General features: G+C 64.6%; 16 protein-coding genes and 2 tRNA genes. 6 read left to right on the top strand and 12 right to left on the bottom strand.

The features are described 5' to 3' along the window. Positions 1-79 precede the first annotated feature (79 nt). From ACG97_RS09750 to ACG97_RS09735, 4 genes are read right to left on the bottom strand one after another with little or no spacing between them, the layout of a single operon-like run. Positions 80-826, bottom strand: a complete 747-nt coding sequence (locus ACG97_RS09750; protein ID WP_047967168.1) for an ABC transporter ATP-binding protein — start codon at positions 824-826, stop codon at positions 80-82. Next, entirely contained in the window at positions 819-1790 is a 972-nt protein-coding gene (locus ACG97_RS09745; protein WP_047967167.1) for an iron ABC transporter permease, read from the bottom strand. The genes ACG97_RS09750 and ACG97_RS09745 overlap by 8 nt, the downstream gene beginning before the upstream one ends. 18 nt (positions 1791-1808) lie before the next feature. Then, positions 1809-2612, bottom strand: coding sequence for a 4-hydroxy-tetrahydrodipicolinate reductase (gene dapB / locus ACG97_RS09740; protein ID WP_047967166.1), 804 nt, complete (start codon positions 2610-2612; stop codon positions 1809-1811). Continuing rightward, entirely contained in the window at positions 2612-2992 is a 381-nt protein-coding gene (locus ACG97_RS09735) for an outer membrane protein assembly factor BamE (protein ID WP_047967225.1), read from the bottom strand. Before ACG97_RS09735 ends, dapB begins: the two co-directional genes overlap by 1 nt. Before the next feature lie 89 nt (positions 2993-3081). On the opposite strand from ACG97_RS09735, the gene fur reads away from it, so the two are divergent. Genes fur through ACG97_RS09720 form a run of 3 tightly spaced genes read left to right on the top strand, consistent with a single transcriptional unit; the run spans position 3082 to position 4929 of the window. After that, on the top strand, positions 3082-3519 hold the full coding sequence (fur, locus tag ACG97_RS09730) for a ferric iron uptake transcriptional regulator (protein ID WP_202902742.1): 438 nt from the start codon (positions 3082-3084) through the stop codon (positions 3517-3519). Positions 3520-3554: 35 nt separating this feature from the next. Then, the gene (aat, locus tag ACG97_RS09725) at positions 3555-4220 is read left to right on the top strand and encodes a leucyl/phenylalanyl-tRNA--protein transferase (RefSeq protein ID WP_238377307.1); all 666 of its coding nucleotides are present in this window, start codon (positions 3555-3557) and stop codon (positions 4218-4220) included. Next, a complete protein-coding gene (locus ACG97_RS09720; protein ID WP_047967163.1) occupies positions 4204-4929 on the top strand; it encodes an arginyltransferase in 726 nt (241 codons plus the stop codon). Before aat ends, ACG97_RS09720 begins: the two co-directional genes overlap by 17 nt. Positions 4930-4995: 66 nt before the next feature. Here ACG97_RS09720 and ACG97_RS09715 read toward each other — a convergent pair whose 3' ends face one another. From ACG97_RS09715 to ACG97_RS09680, 8 genes are read right to left on the bottom strand one after another with little or no spacing between them, the layout of a single operon-like run. Beyond that, positions 4996-5466 carry a glycine zipper 2TM domain-containing protein gene (locus ACG97_RS09715; protein WP_047967224.1) on the bottom strand — a complete coding sequence of 157 codons (471 nt, stop codon included), beginning with the start codon at positions 5464-5466 and terminating at the stop codon, positions 4996-4998. A 23-nt stretch (positions 5467-5489) separates the two neighbouring features. Continuing rightward, positions 5490-6518 (bottom strand): quinone-dependent dihydroorotate dehydrogenase, encoded by a 1029-nt coding sequence (locus tag ACG97_RS09710; RefSeq protein WP_047967162.1) that lies wholly within the window; start codon positions 6516-6518, stop codon positions 5490-5492. A 44-nt stretch (positions 6519-6562) separates the two neighbouring features. Next, entirely contained in the window at positions 6563-7153 is a 591-nt protein-coding gene (locus ACG97_RS09705) for a malonic semialdehyde reductase (RefSeq protein ID WP_047967161.1), read from the bottom strand. 28 nt (positions 7154-7181) lie between these two features. Continuing rightward, positions 7182-7994 carry a flagellar motor protein MotD gene (motD, locus tag ACG97_RS09700; RefSeq protein WP_047967160.1) on the bottom strand — a complete coding sequence of 271 codons (813 nt, stop codon included), beginning with the start codon at positions 7992-7994 and terminating at the stop codon, positions 7182-7184. 19 nt (positions 7995-8013) lie between these two features. Continuing rightward, complete coding sequence (locus ACG97_RS09695; RefSeq protein WP_047967159.1) at positions 8014-8946, bottom strand: S49 family peptidase; 933 nt, start codon at positions 8944-8946, stop codon at positions 8014-8016. Between the two features lie 39 nt (positions 8947-8985). Next, on the bottom strand, positions 8986-9348 hold the full coding sequence (locus ACG97_RS09690; protein WP_047967158.1) for a Rieske 2Fe-2S domain-containing protein: 363 nt from the start codon (positions 9346-9348) through the stop codon (positions 8986-8988). Beyond that, positions 9324-9983, bottom strand: coding sequence for an HAD-IA family hydrolase (locus ACG97_RS09685; RefSeq protein WP_047967157.1), 660 nt, complete (start codon positions 9981-9983; stop codon positions 9324-9326). The genes ACG97_RS09690 and ACG97_RS09685 overlap by 25 nt, the downstream gene beginning before the upstream one ends. After that, positions 9980-10921 carry an RluA family pseudouridine synthase gene (locus tag ACG97_RS09680; protein WP_047967156.1) on the bottom strand — a complete coding sequence of 314 codons (942 nt, stop codon included), beginning with the start codon at positions 10919-10921 and terminating at the stop codon, positions 9980-9982. The genes ACG97_RS09685 and ACG97_RS09680 overlap by 4 nt, the downstream gene beginning before the upstream one ends. Before the next feature lie 511 nt (positions 10922-11432). Here ACG97_RS09680 and ACG97_RS09675 point away from each other — a divergent pair. From ACG97_RS09675 to ACG97_RS09665, 3 genes are all read left to right on the top strand, one after another. Continuing rightward, positions 11433-14339 (top strand): Rne/Rng family ribonuclease, encoded by a 2907-nt coding sequence (locus ACG97_RS09675; protein WP_047967155.1) that lies wholly within the window; start codon positions 11433-11435, stop codon positions 14337-14339. 89 nt (positions 14340-14428) lie between these two features. Beyond that, positions 14429-14504, top strand: a tRNA-Asn gene (locus tag ACG97_RS09670). Between the two features lie 66 nt (positions 14505-14570). Continuing rightward, a tRNA-Asn gene (locus tag ACG97_RS09665) sits at positions 14571-14646 on the top strand. The last annotated feature ends 11 nt before the right edge of the window (positions 14647-14657 follow it).

Below are 14657 nucleotides of genomic sequence, written 5' to 3'. Positions count from 1 at the left end.
TGGCGCGCACAATGGCAGCGGGCTTCGATAGGCTTTTCTTGTGTAGCCGACGGCTTACCATCGGCCGCCGCTTGCCTGCTCAGCAGGCGATGAAGGCGCGCTGGCCGTGGCGGTCGCTCAGTTCGGCAAGACGGGTGTCGTAGACCTGTTCCAGCCGGTTCTGCGTCATCACCTGTGCCGTGTCGCCGTGGGCGATTTGCACGCCGTCCTTGAGCAGCAGTACCTTGTCGGCATGGCGCAGCGCCAGGTTGACGTCGTGCAGCACCGCGACCATGCCCAGCTGCCAGCGCTGCGCCAGTTGCCGCAGGGTTGCCAGCTGCTGGTTGGCAGCGCCGATATCCAGTGCGGCGGTGGGCTCGTCCAGCAGCAGGTAGCGCTGCGCGGCCTTGCTGGCCAGCAGCTGGTGCAGCGCCCGCGCCAGGTGCACGCGCTGCAGTTCGCCGCCGGACAGGCTGGCGCAGTCACGCGCCAGCAGCGTCTGGCTGCCGCACAGGTCCAGTGCCTGCGCCAGCATCGCGCGATCGGCTTGCGCCACGCCGATGTGCAGCAGATCGGCCACGCGCATGCCCGCCGGCCGTGCCGGATGCTGTTCGATCAGCGCACGGTAGCTGGCGAGGCGGGCGGCGTCGATGCCGGCGAGGGGTTCGCCGGCGAGCAGGATTTCGCCCGCTGCTGCCGGGTAGTAGCCACCGATGGCGTGCAGTAGCGTGCTTTTGCCGGCACCGTTGGGGCCGAGGATGACGGTGACTTCGCCCGCGGCGCAGGCAAAATCGATGTCGTGCAGTGGGGCGGGGTGGCGCAGCGACAGCCGGCGGATTTCAAGCATGGGTTGGCCGCTTGCGGGTCAGCAGGTACAGGAAGAACGGCGCACCGGCGAGGCTGGTGATCACCCCCACCGGCAGCTCGGCCGGGTACAGCAGTTCGCGCGCAGCCAGATCGGCCAGCAGCGTGAGCAGGGCGCCGGCCAGTGGCGCCAGTTTCAGCAGCGTCGGCAGGTGCAGCCCGGTCAGGCGGCGCAGGATGTGTGGCGCCATCAGCCCGACAAAGCCGACCATGCCGCATTGCGACACCACCACGCCGGCGGCCAGTGCTGCCAGCGCGATGGTGACGGCACCGTTGCGGCCAACGTTGAAGCCGCTGTAGAACGCGGCACGGTCGCCCAGTTGCAGCGCCTGCAGGAAGCGTCCCTGGCGCTGCAGCGCCAGGGTGACGGCGGCGGCCAGCAGCGCCAGCAGCCAGGCCTGGTGGCCGTCGCTGCCGGCAAAGCTGCCCATCAGCCAGAAGGTGACGCTGCGCAGCGCGCCATCGGGCAGGGTGCTAATCAGCAGTGTCAGCAGGCTGCCGCACAGCGCGTTGACGGCGACGCCGGCCAGAATCAGCGTGGCGGTGGCGCGGCCGCGGGCCAGATGGCTGACCAGCAGCAGTGCCGCCAGCGCCCCGCCAAAGGCGGCGATGGAGACCGCCAGCGTCGGCCAGCGGGCGGCCAGCGCCAGCGCGGCGGCCAGTGCTGCGCCGCCGGAGATGCCGATCAGGCCGGGTTCGGCCAGGTCATTGTGAAAGCGGGCCTGGATGGCGAGGCCGGCGGTGGCCAGCAGCGCGCCGGCGGCGGCGGCGCTGAGCACGCGCGGCAGGCGCAGCGCCAACAGCAGCTCGCGTTCCAGCGCATCGTGGCCGGGCAGAGCGAACAGGGCGGCCAGCCTGGCCGTGACGTGTTCGCCGGCGAGCAGGGAAATGAAGAAGGCCAGCCCGGTGAGGCTGGCCAGCAGGATCAGCAGCGTGCGTGCCGACATCTCAGTGTGGCGCGGGCATTAATGCAGGCCCAGCACATCCTGCATGTCGAAGACGCCGTGCGGCTTGGCGGCCAGCCACTTGGCGGCGCGCACCGCGCCGTTGGCGAAGGTGGCGCGGCTGGAGGCCTTGTGAGTGATCTCCACGCGCTCGCCCAGCGCGGCGAACAGCACGGTATGGTCGCCGACCACGTCGCCTGCGCGCACGGTGGCAAAGCCGATGGTGCCCGGATCACGCTCGCCGGTGACGCCTTCACGGCCGTAGACGGCACACTGTTTCAGGTCGCGACCCAAGGCCTCGGCCACCACTTCGCCCATGCGCAGCGCGGTGCCGGACGGGGCATCGACCTTGAAGCGGTGGTGCGCCTCGGTGATCTCAATATCGTAGCCTTCGTTCAGCACGCGGGCGGCCATGTCCAGCAGTTTGAAGGTAAGGTTCACCCCCACGCTGAAGTTGGCCGCAAACACGATGCCGATCTGCTCGCCGGCGGCGGCGATGGCGGCCTTGCCAGCATCGTCAAAACCGGTGGTGCCGATGATCATCTGCACCTTTTTCTCGACGCAGGCGGCCAGGTGCGCCAGCGTGCCTTCCGGGCGGGTGAAGTCGATCACCACGTGCGCACCATCCAGCGCCGCGTTGAAGTCGGTGCTGATCTTGACGCCGGTGTCGCGGCCCATGAACAGGCCTGCATCCTGGCCGACAAACGGCGAGCCTTCACGTTCCAGTGCGGCGTGCAGGCGGGCTTCAGGGGTGTCGAGTACGGATTCGATCAGCGTGCGGCCCATGCGGCCAGCGGCGCCGACGATGACAATGTTCAGGCTCATCAATTCTGTCCGGCAGGTGGTGGGTTGTCGATAGCGGGGCGGGGCGCCGGGAAGGCGTTGCCTTCCACGCGAGTGACGGTGTCCTTGTCAAAGAACACGGTCAGGCGTTTTTCTTCTGCCGGCTGGCCCTGGCGCTCGATGCGGTAAGGGTAGTCCCAGCGGTCAGCATGGAAGATGTCATTCAGCAGCGGGGTGCCCAGCAGGAAGCGTACTTGCGAGCGGGTCATGCCCGGCTTGACGCGGGCGGCCGCGTCTTCTGTCACGTAATTGCCTTGCTGGATCACCATGCGGTGAGGCGAGAACCAGGTCATCGGATTGACCGAGGAGCAGGCGGTCAACAGCAGGCTGGTTATGAAAAGCGTAGAAATTGTCTTGAACATCGTGACCACACCACCGTACGGGTTGGGGAATCCTGGAAAAGGTTTTATCATACTGTAAGACCACTCACCAAAGATACCCACCCCCCATGATGAACAAAGCCAGCCATCTCAAAGACATCGGCCTGAAAGCAACCGGCCCGCGCCTGCGTATCATGGAGCTGTTCGAGAACAGCAAGGATCGCCATCTGTCGGCCGAGGACGTGTACAAGAAGCTGATCGCCGAAGATGCGGATATCGGTCTGGCCACCATCTATCGCGTGCTGACCCAGTTCGAACAGGCCGGTATCCTGATTCGTCACCACTTCGAATCCGGCAAGGCGGTCTACGAGCTGAACGAAGGCGGCCATCATGACCACATGGTGTGCTACCGCTGCGGCAAGGTGACCGAGTTCTTCGATCCGAAAATCGAGGAATTGCAGAACCAGATCGCCGCGCAGCACGGTTTCAGCATCCAGGACCACTCGCTCTATCTGTACGGTGAATGCGAAGACTGCAGCAAGAGCGAGCGCAAGCCTTTCCGTCGATGATTCCCTGGCTTGGGCGGAGTCTGGAATTCCCGCCCGTGTCGCTGGCAATGGCCGAGCCGGATGGCTTGCTGGCCGCCGGCGGCGACCTGTCCGTTGCCCGTCTGCTTGCTGGCTATTCTCACGGCATTTTTCCCTGGTTCTCCCCGGAAGACCCCATCCTGTGGTGGTCGCCGTCGCAGCGCATGGTGGTGGAACCGGGCGCGCTGAAAGTCTCGCGCTCGATGGCCAAGGTGCTGCGCAACCGCCGCTACCGCGTGACCACCGACCGTGCCTTCGGCGCCGTAATGCAGGCTTGCGCCGTGCAGCGCGACGAGCAGGGCGGCACCTGGATCACCGCGGAGATGATCGCCGCCTATACTGAATTGCATCGGCAGGGTTATGCCCATTCCTTTGAAGTGTGGATGGACGACGAGTTGGCCGGCGGGCTGTACGGTGTCGCCATCGGCGGCATGTTCTACGGCGAGTCGATGTTTCACCGCCGCCGCGACGCCTCCAAGATCGCCTTCATCCACATGGCACAGCATCTGTTCGCCCACGGTGTTGGGCTGATCGATTGCCAGATGCCGACTGCGCACCTCGCCAGCCTTGGTGCGCGCCTGATCGGGCGGGAGCTGTTTGTCGCCCGGGTGCAGCAGCTGCTGCGTTGTCCATTGCCGGATACAGTGTGGGATTACGTCTACGATCATGAGCCATCGCGATAACGACGCCATTGCCATCATCCATTTCTACGCCACGGCACCGTATGCCTGCAGCTACCTGGATGACCGCCAGGCTCGCTCCCAGGTTGCGGTGCCGGCGGAAGCGATCGACAGCACGGTCTACAGCCAGTTGGTGGGGCTGGGCTTCCGGCGCAGCGGCCACTTCACCTACCGGCCGTATTGCGATGCCTGCCGCGCCTGTGTGCCGGTGCGCATCCCGGTGGCGCGTTTCGTGCCGGATCGCAGCCAGCGCCGCGCGCTGCGCCGCCATGGCGAGCTGAGCGCGCGCATCCTGCCGCTCGGCTTTGTCGACGAGCATTTCCAGCTGTACCGCCGCTACCAGCAGGCGCGCCACGACGGTGGCGGCATGTCGGAGGATGATCCGGGGCAGTACGCGGAGTTCATCCTGAAGAGCCGGGTCGAGAGCTGGCTGGTGGAGTTTCGCGAGCAGGGCGTGCTGCGCATGGTCAGCCTGATCGACCGGCTGGATGACGGCCTGTCGGCTGTGTATACCTTTTTCGATCCGGATCAGCCGCGCACCGCCTACGGCGTTTACAACGTGCTGTGGCAGGTGGATCTCGCGCGCCGGTTGCAGCTGTCCTATCTCTATCTCGGCTACTGGATCGCCGAATCGCCGAAGATGGCCTACAAGACGCGCTATCGGCCGCTGGAGCGGCTGGACGATGGCCGCTGGCGCGCGTTCGAGCCCTGATTGCGGCCAACCTTGCCATGAAAACAGGCACCCGCGGGTGCCTGTTTTTTTGCGGGCGCTGCCCGTTTACAGCGGGCTGACGCGGGTGGTGCCGCCGCCGCTGAGTACCCGCACGCGCTGGCCCTGGCTGAACGGCACATCGGCTTCCTGCACGATGGACAGCATCTTGCCGCCGTTATCCAGTTTCACCGTGATTTCCAGCGCCGGCTTGGTATTCAGCGACTGCTGTGCCGATTGCGCCGCCAGTCCGCCGGCGATGGCGCCGACGATGGCACCGGCGACGGCGCCGCTACCCTTGCCGATGTTGCTGCCGGCCAGGCCGCCCAGCGCGGTGCCGCCCATGGTCAGCAGCTCGTTGCGGTTGCCTTCCATCAGCACGTTCTTGACGGCGATCACCTGGCCGAATTCGACCACGTGCGCCATGCGCATCTGGTCCTTGCTGTAGACCTGGCCGGAGTCGGAGGTATTGGCGCAGCCGCTGGCCAGAGCCACGGCCAGCAGGGCGCTGCCGCCCAGTTGCAGTAGTCTGCGGTTCATGATGCTCCCTTTCATGGACGGGTTTAGTCGCGACGCTTGTTGCGCAGCGCTTCGGCGCATTCGTTGATCAGGCCCGGACCACGGTAGATCAGGCCGGAGTACAGCTGCACCAGCGTGGCGCCGGCGTCGATCTTCTCCTGGGCGTCGGCCCCGGACAGGATGCCGCCGACACCGATGATCGGCAGCGCGCCGTCCAGCGCCCGCGCCAGGTTGCGAATCAGCTGCGTCGAGCGCTCGCGCACCGGCGCGCCGGACAGGCCGCCGGCCTCGTTTTGCAGCGGATGGCCGGCGATCTCGCTGCGCGACAGCGTGGTGTTGGTGGCGATCACCGCGTCCAGCTGGTGCTCGGTCAGCAGGCGGGCGATCTCCTGTGTCTGTTCGGCATCCAAGTCCGGCGCAATCTTCACCGCCAGCGGCACATAGCGGCCGTGCTGGTCGGCCAGGCGCGACTGGCGGTTCTTCAGCGCGGCGAGCAGCTCGCCCAGCTCATCGGACTGCTGCAGCTGGCGCAAGTTCTTGGTGTTGGGCGAGGAGATGTTGACGGTGACGTAGCTGGCGCACTCGTACACCTTGTCGAGGCAGGTCAGGTAGTCGTCCTTGGCGTTCTCGATCGGCGTGCTGGCGTTCTTGCCGATATTGATGCCGAGGATGCCCTGGAAGCGGCTGTTGCGCACGTTCTCCAGCAGCGCGTCGACGCCCTTGTTGTTGAAACCCATGCGGTTGATGATGCCTTCGTGTTCCGGCACGCGGAACAGGCGTGGCTTGGGGTTGCCGTCCTGCGGGCGCGGCGTCACGGTGCCGATCTCGATGAAGCCGAAGCCGAGCGCGGCGAGGGCGTCGATGTGGTCGCCGTTCTTGTCCAGGCCGGCGGCGAGGCCGACCGGATTGGGGAAGGTCAGGCCCATGGCTTTTACCGGATTGCGGCCAACCTTGCGGCTAAGCAAGCCGGTCAATTGCAGGCGATACGCGGTATCCAGCAGCGACAGGGTGGTTTCGTGCGCGGATTCGGCATCGGTGCGGAACAGCAAGGGGCGTAACAGCGGGTAAAGCATGGCTTTCTCCGTAAGGCGCGAGCACGGCTCGCGCCACAACAGGGTTAAAGGATTTGGCAGGCGTCGTCAAAACCGAGGCGTGGTGCGCGCGGGAACAGCTTGCTGGCGTCACCGTAGCCGAGATTGATCAGGAAGTTGCTCTTGATGTTGCCTTGCGGGAAGAAGGCGGCGTCCACGGCGGCGTTGTCGAAGCCGGACATCGGGCCGCAGTCCAGCCCCAGCGCGCGGGCGGCCATGATCAGGTAGGCGCCCTGTAGCGAGCTGTTGCGCATGGCGGTGCTCTGGATCGCGGCGTCGTTGCCGGCGAACCAGCTGCGGGCGTCGGTGTGCGGGAACAGGCGCGGCAGCTGCTCGTAGAAGTGCAGGTCCATGGCGACGATCACGGTGACCGGTGCCGCCATGGTCTTGTCCCGGTTGCCTTCCGACAGGCAGGGCTTGAGCCTGGCCTTGGCTTCCGGCGACTGCACGAACACCAGGCGTGCCGGCGAGCAGTTGGCGCTGGTCGGCGCCATTTTCATCAGCTCGAACAGCTGGTGCAGGGTTTCCTTGCTGACCGGACGGTCTTGCCAGCTGCTGTGCGTGCGGGCGTTGAGGAACAGTTGTTCCAGAGCGGCGTGGCTGACAGGTGTGCTCATGCGGATGGTCTCTCTACTTGGCGGTGGTTCAGGGGGCGGTGGCCGAGGTCGGCAGCAGGTTGCTCGCGGTCGCGGCGCTGATGTCCTCGCTCTTGCCGCTGGTCTTGGCAATGATGGTGATCGCCACGCGGCGGTTGCGGGCGCGGCCATCGGCAGAGGTGTTGTTTGCCACCGGCATGGTTTCGGCGCGGCCAACGGCCACCAGCCGTTCCGGCGCGATGCCGTTTTCCATGAACAGGCGCACGATGCTGCCGGCACGGGCGGCGGACAGTTCCCAATTGGACGGGAAGAAGGCGTTGCGGATCGGGATATTGTCGGTAAAACCTTCCACCCGCACCTCGTTCGGCACCTGCGCCAGCTGCTGTGCCACCGCCGACAGGATCTGCGGCGAGTTGCCGGACGGCAGCGCCTGGCCGACGGGGAACAGCGCGGTGTCCTTGATTTCGATGTGGATGCCTTCGTCGTCCTGGCGCATGCTGACCTGACCACCCTGCATCAGCGGTGCCAGACTCTTGCCGATGTCGTCGGCTAGTTGTTTCAGGCGCGCGCGTTCCTGCAGCCGCTGCTGGCCCTCAACCGCGGTGGCGATCGGCTTGGTGTTGGGGATTTCGATCATGGTGTTGGCGCTGCCGGATGGCGGCGTGGCCTGGATCGCCAGGTTGCCGCTGCGGAAGGCGTCGATCATCGACGTCGACAGTACCCGGTACTTGCCTTCGTTGACCTGCGAAATGGCATACATCACGACGAAGAAGGCAAACAGCAGGGTGATGAAGTCGGCGTAGGAAACCAGCCAGCGTTCGTGGTTTTCGTGGACTTCTTCCTGTTTGCGGCGTCGTGCCATGAATGCTCCGTGTCTGAGGTCAGAAAAGGCGGGTGTCGAACAGCGCGCGGATGCCACCGGCGAAACTGACACCGATGCGCTTGGCAAAAAAGTCGCCGAAGCCGTCACTAGGAGTAAAGTCGACCAGCTCTTCGGCCTGGATCTGCTCGCGGGCCACCGAGCTGACCGAGCCCAGGTCATCGGCCAGCCCTAGCGCGATGCTGCCGCTGCCCAGCCACACCCGGCCGCTGAAGACTTCGGCGTCGGCCTTCAGCCGGCTGCCACGCCCCTGCTTCACTACCGCGATGAACTGCTGGTGGATTTCATCGAGCAGCGACTGGTGGATGGCCTGCTGCTGCGGATCGCGCGGCGAGAACGGGTCATTCATTGCCTTGTTGCTGCCGGCGGTGGTCAGCCGGCGCTCGATGCCGAGCTTCTCGATCGCCTTGTCGAAGCCGAAGCCGTCCGACACCACACCGATGGAGCCGATGATGCTGGCCTTGTCGACGTGAATCTTGTCGGCGGCGGCGGCGATGTAGTAGCAGCCGGAGGCGCACACTTCTTCCACCACCACGTGCAGCGGAATGGTGGGGTGCAGTTTTTTCAGGCGGCGGATTTCGTCATTGGCGATGCCGGACAGCACCGGGCTGCCGCCGGGGCTGTTGGCGCGGATGATGATGCCCTTGGTGTTGCGATCGTTGTAGGCGTGCTCCAGCCCTTCCAGCAGCCGGCCGCTGGCGTTGCTGTCGCTGTCGATGGCGCCGTCCAGCGAGATCACCGCGGTGTGCTTGCCGCCCAGCGTGCTGCTGTCCTGTTCGTCCTGCCAGAAAAACATCGCCAGCAGCGTGCCGATCAGCAATAGCCACGCCAGCCGGAAGAAGGTCTTCCACTGGCGGGTGCGCTTCTGTTCCAGCAGTGCCGCGCCAGCCAGCTTTTCAATCAGCTGGCGCTCCCATTTGGGTTCTTGCTCCATGCTTGCCTCAATCTTCCGCAACGTTGGCCGCAACGCGCATCAGGCGCCGTCGGCTTGCGGTAAATAGTATATCCGACCCTCGCGCTCGGCGACCGCGAGCGACTGCAACGATAGTCCGCGGCAGGGGCCAGCAACGCAGTAGCCGTTGTCTGGCAGGTACAGCGCACCATGCATGCTGCAGATCAGGTAGTCGCCGTCGCCGTCAAGGAAGCGACCCTCCTGCCAGTCCAGCTCCACCGGTACGTGACGGCAACGGTTGAGGTAGCCGTATACCACGCCGCCATGACGAATGACAAATGCGGCCGCCGTCTCGCCGTGGTGTTGGATCTCGAAGCGCACGCCCTTGCCGCCATCCCGCAGGGCATCGGCATCGCAGATCAGCTGCGCTGCTGGATCAGCCACTGCTGCAGATCGTCAAAGACATCGAAAATCGCCAGCGGTTCGCAATCGAGCAGGTCTTCCACCGGGTGCGCGCCGTAGCTGACGCCGACGCTGAGGGTGGCAGCGTTGAGTGCCATCTGCAGGTCGTGGGTGGTGTCGCCGACCATCAGCGTGCGCGCAGGCGCAACGCCCAGCTGGTCGGTGATGTCCAGCAGCATCTGCGGATGCGGCTTGGAGTGGCATTCGTCGACGGTGCGGGTGGCAAGGAAGTGCGGCGCCAGGCCGGTGACGTTCAGCGCGCGGTCCAGGCCGACGCGGCTCTTGCCGGTGGCCACCGCCAGCAGGTAGCCGGCGGCCTCCAGTGCGGCCAACCCTTCGGCCACGCCGTCAAACAGCTCAATGGTCTCGTCGCCGGCCAGATAGTGGTGGCGGTAGGCCTGCACCATGTCCTGGTAGCGCGCCTCGGGCAGGCCGGGACACACCACGCGCATGGCGTCGATCAGGCCGAGGCCGATTACGTGGCTGGCGCGTTCGCGCGGCGGGATCGGCAGGCCGAGGTCCTGGCAGGCAGCCTGGATGGAACGGGTGATGTGGGCGGTGGAATCCATCAGGGTTCCGTCCCAGTCGAACACGATCAGATCGAAACGGCTAGTCATGATTGGGGCAGGGTATCCAGAAAGCGGGTCAGTTCGGGCGGCAGCGGTGCCTGCAGTTGCAGCTCCTCGCCGGTGAGCGGGTGCGGCAGCACCAGGTTGGCCGCATGCAGGAACATGCGCTTCAGGCCGTGGCGTTGCAACTCGCGGTTGGCGCTGAAATCGCCGTATTTTTCGTCGCCGGCAATCGGGCAGCCGTTGGCCTGCATGTGCACGCGGATCTGGTGGGTGCGGCCGGTACGCAGCAGCGCCTCCAGCAACGTGAAGTCGCGGTAGCGTTGCTGCACGGTGAAAATGGTATGCGCGTAGATGCCGAGCGTCTCGTCGACGCGCACCATGCGCTCGCCGCTCGGGGTGTGGAAGCGGTGCAGCGGCAACTTCACGTGGCGGATCTTGTCCGGCCATTGGCCCAGCGCCAGCGCGAAGTAGCGCTTCTGCGGCACGTCGTTACGGATCATCTCGTGCAGCTTGACCAGCGCCGAACGCTTCTTGGCGATCATCAGCAGGCCGGAGGTTTCGCGGTCGAGGCGGTGCACCAGCTCCAGGTAGCGCGCGTCTGGGCGCGCCTTGCGCAATTGCTCGATGACGCCGAACGACACGCCGCTGCCGCCGTGCACAGCGACGCCGGCCGGCTTGTTGATTACCAGCAGCGCCTCGTCCTCGTACACGATCGGGAAATTGGCGCCGGGCACCACCTGGCCGTCGGTCGCCTTGGCGGCGAGGCGGATCGGCGGAATGCGCAGTTCGTCGCCTTGCTGCAGGCGCTGCATCGCGTCGGCGCGGCCCTTGTTCACGCGGATCTCGCCGGAGCGGATGATGCGGTAAATATGGCTTTTCGGCACGCCCTTGAGCAGGCGCGTCAGGTAGTTGTCCAGGCGCTGATCGGCACCGTTTTCGTCGACGGTGATGAATGTAACGGAATCTTTGCGAATGTCAGTCATATTGCTTATACTCCGTTGGCTCCTTCGCCTGAAATAGTGCGATGTGTAGCACACCGGAAATGGGTCGCAGACAATACTGCCTGTGGCGCTGCTGCGCAACAAAAACCGGCCGGCAGGACATTGGTCCTGACCTGACGCCGGTTGTACCGGGCGCAGCCATGGTTATCTCGCTCACCCCGAAGTAGCGATGTTAATGCATTTAGATGCATGACGCACTCACGCCAGTTTCCCGTTTCGGGGCGATAAGGCCCGCTCCGAAGCTTTGCAGCAAAATTTGACCCGACGTGGCCACCCGATTTTGCCGATCCTGCCGCCAAGGCAGGGTGGGTTTGGTAAGCGCCGAAGCATGGCGCAGCAGGGGCCGCGTGTAGAACAAGAAGTTGGCTTAACCCGATCGCAGTTCAGTTGCTCTTTACTCCGACACTTCTTAACGGCATGCGCTCATTACACTCATTGAGCCGTCAAATACTTGCTGTACCCCTAGCGTGAGTGCACGCGTAGGGACATATTAATGAAACGCATGCTTTTTAATGCGACACAGGCAGAAGAACTGCGTGTCGCCATCGTCGACGGGCAAAAGCTCATCGACCTCGATATCGAAACCGTCGGTAAAGAACAGCGCAAGGGCAACATCTACAAGGGCACCATCACCCGGATCGAGCCATCGCTGGAGGCGTGTTTTGTCGACTACGGCACCGACCGTCACGGTTTCCTGCCGTTCAAGGAAGTTTCCCGCAGCTATTTCCAGCAGCACGAAGGCGGCCGTCCGCGTATCCAGGACGTGCTGCGCGAAGGCATGCAGGTTGTCGTGCAAGTCGAAAAGGACGAGCGTGGCAACAAGGGCGCCGCGCTGACCACCTACGTCAGCCTGGCTGGCCGCTATGTGGTGCTGATGCCGAACAACCCGCGTGGTGGTGGCGTGTCGCGCCGCATCGAGGGGGAAGAGCGTCAGGAGCTGAAAGACCTGCTGTCGCAGCTGGAAGTGCCAGGTGGCATGAGTCTGATCGCACGCACCGCCGGTATCGGCCGTTCGCTGGAAGAGCTGCAGTGGGACCTGAACTACCTGCTGCAACTGTGGCGTGCCGTTGACAGCGCCGCCGGTGCCCAGTCTGCGCCGTTCCTGATCCTGCAGGAAGGCAGCCTGGTGATTCGCGCCATCCGCGACTACTACCAGCCCGACATCGGCGAAATCCTGATCGACACCGAAGAAATCTACGAACAGGCGCGCCAGTTCATGAGCCACGTGATGCCCAACAACGTTGGCCGCGTGAAGCTGTACAAGGACCCGGTGCCGCTGTTCTCGCGCTTCCAGATCGAACACCAGATCGAAACCGCGTTCTCGCGTGCGGTCACCCTGCCGTCCGGCGGTGCCATTGTCATCGACCACACTGAAGCACTGGTGTCGGTCGACGTCAACTCGGCGCGTGCCACCAAGGGTTCCGACATCGAGGACACCGCGTTCCGCACCAACCTGGAAGCGGCGGAAGAAATCGCCCGCCAGTTGCGCCTGCGCGACCTGGGTGGCCTGATCGTGATCGATTTCATCGACATGGAAAGCCAGAAAAACCAGCGTGACGTGGAAAACCGCCTGCGCGACGTGCTGAAGCACGACCGTGCCCGCGTGCAGATGGGCAAGCTGTCGCGTTTCGGCCTGCTGGAACTGTCGCGTCAGCGCCTGCAGCCTAGCCTGGGTGAAACCAGTCACGAAGCCTGCCCGCGTTGCCACGGTATCGGCTTCATCCGCGGCATCGAATCCTCCGCCCTGCACATCCTGCGCATCATTCAGGAAGAAGCGATGAAGGAAAACACCGGCGCGGTACACGCGCAGGTGCCGGTCGATGTGGCCACTTTCCTGCTCAACGAGAAGCGTGCCGAGATCTACTCCATCGAAGCGCGTCTGGATGTGGCGGTGGTACTGATTCCTAACCTGCACCTGGAAACCCCGCACTACAAGATCGTGCGCGTACGCCACGACGATCTGGCGGAAGTCGGCGATGCGCCGAGCTATCAGCGCGTCGAAATGCCGGAAGAAGACACCTCGCACCCGTTCGGCCAGGAAAAGCCTAAGCTGGAGCGCCAGGAAGCCGCGGTCAAGGGTGTAACCCCGGCCCAGCCGGCACCGCAGGCTGCCGAACCGGTTGCACCGGTCGCAGCCGCACCGGTGGTGGTTGCCGAGCCGGGTCTGCTGGCCCGTGTGGTTGGCTGGTTTAAGTCGGTGCTGTCGCCGGAACCGCAGGTGAGCGAAACCAAGCCGGTGGTCGAAGAGAAGCGTCCGCAGCGTGAAGCGCGCAATCCGCGCCAGCGTAATGGCGAGCGCCGCAGCAACGGCCGCCGCGAGCGGGAAGAGCGCGCACCGGGCGAAGGCCGTGCCGAACGCCAGGAGCGCCAGCCACGCAACGACAATCGTCGCAATGAAGTGCGCGAAGAAGGTCAGGCGCCGGCCCGTGCCGAGCGTGCGCCACGCCGCGAACGCGAACCGCGTGAGCCGCGCGATAACGCGAATGCAATGGTGGCGCGCAGCGATGCCGCGACTGATGGTGCCGTGAAAGAACAGCGCGACAACCAGCGTAACGACCGTCGCCGTGAGCGCGAGCAGCAGCGAGTCGCCAAGGAACAGCAAGTGGTGCAGGCGCCGGAGCTGGAAACCGAACAGCCAGTGGCGGATGCGGTGGTTGTGGATGCGGTGGTGACAGAGGCCGCAGTTGCGCCGGAGCAGGGTGAGCGCGAAGCGCGCGAGCCACGTGAGCGCCGTCGTCGTCGCAGCCGTCGTGACCGTCGTGATGACACGGCCGTAGCCGGTGAGGCCGGTGCCGAAGTGACTGCTGAACAGCAGGCAACCGAGGTGGTGGCCGATGCCGCTGTGGTGGCCGAGGCGGCGCCAGTGGCTGCCGAGGAAGTGGCACAGCCGGTTGCTGCGGTTGAGGTGGTGGAAGCCGAAGTTGCCGAGGCCGTTGCAGTGGTCGCCGTCGAGCCGGCTGCGCCGGAACTGGTTACTGCCGAGGTGGTAGAACCTGCGCTTGATGAGGCTGTGCTGGTGACGCCTGTAGTCGAAGTCCAGCCAGAGCCTGCGGCCAACGTTGCGGCAGTGGTTGAAGTAGTGTCCGAGCCAGTGGCGGAAGTGCCTGCCGAGCTCGTTACCGAAGCCGTTTCCGAAGCCGCTGCGGTTGAGGAAGTGCTGGCGCCGGTGGCGGAAGTAGTGGCCGAGCCGGCACCAGTGGCGGTGCTTGATGCCGCGGCGACAGCCGGTCTGGTGATGGTGACCACGCGTGCTGCCAGCGAGCTGCCGGAAGTGGTGCAACCAGAGCCGGTGCTGAAGGGCAAGCGTCGTCGCGAAGTGGTGCGCCAGGCTGAAGATGGCGAGGCGCCTGTCGAACTGGTACAGGTTCAAACTCAGGCCCCGGCTAGCCCGGACGCCTAAGTTGATGCAGACGTCAAGCCCGGAAAATTCATTTTTCGGGCTTGACGAATCGGCGATCGCTGTCTAAACTGCGCACCTCTTTAGGCAATTCCCTGATAGCTCAGTCGGTAGAGCGACGGACTGTTAATCCGCAGGTCCCTGGTTCGAGTCCAGGTCGGGGAGCCAAAATATCCAGTGCAGCAAGCCAGCGATGTGATGTTGGTTTGATGTCAGCAGTAACAAGTTTGATGTTCCCTGATAGCTCAGTCGGTAGAGCGACGGACTGTTAATCCGCAGGTCCCTGGTTCGAGTCCAGGTCGGGGAGCCAAAATATCCAGC

Source organism: Vogesella sp. EB, from assembly GCF_001037925.1.
GTDB classification, from domain to species: domain Bacteria; phylum Pseudomonadota; class Gammaproteobacteria; order Burkholderiales; family Chromobacteriaceae; genus Vogesella; species Vogesella indigofera.
This window is presented reverse-complemented; position numbering and strand designations above follow the sequence as displayed.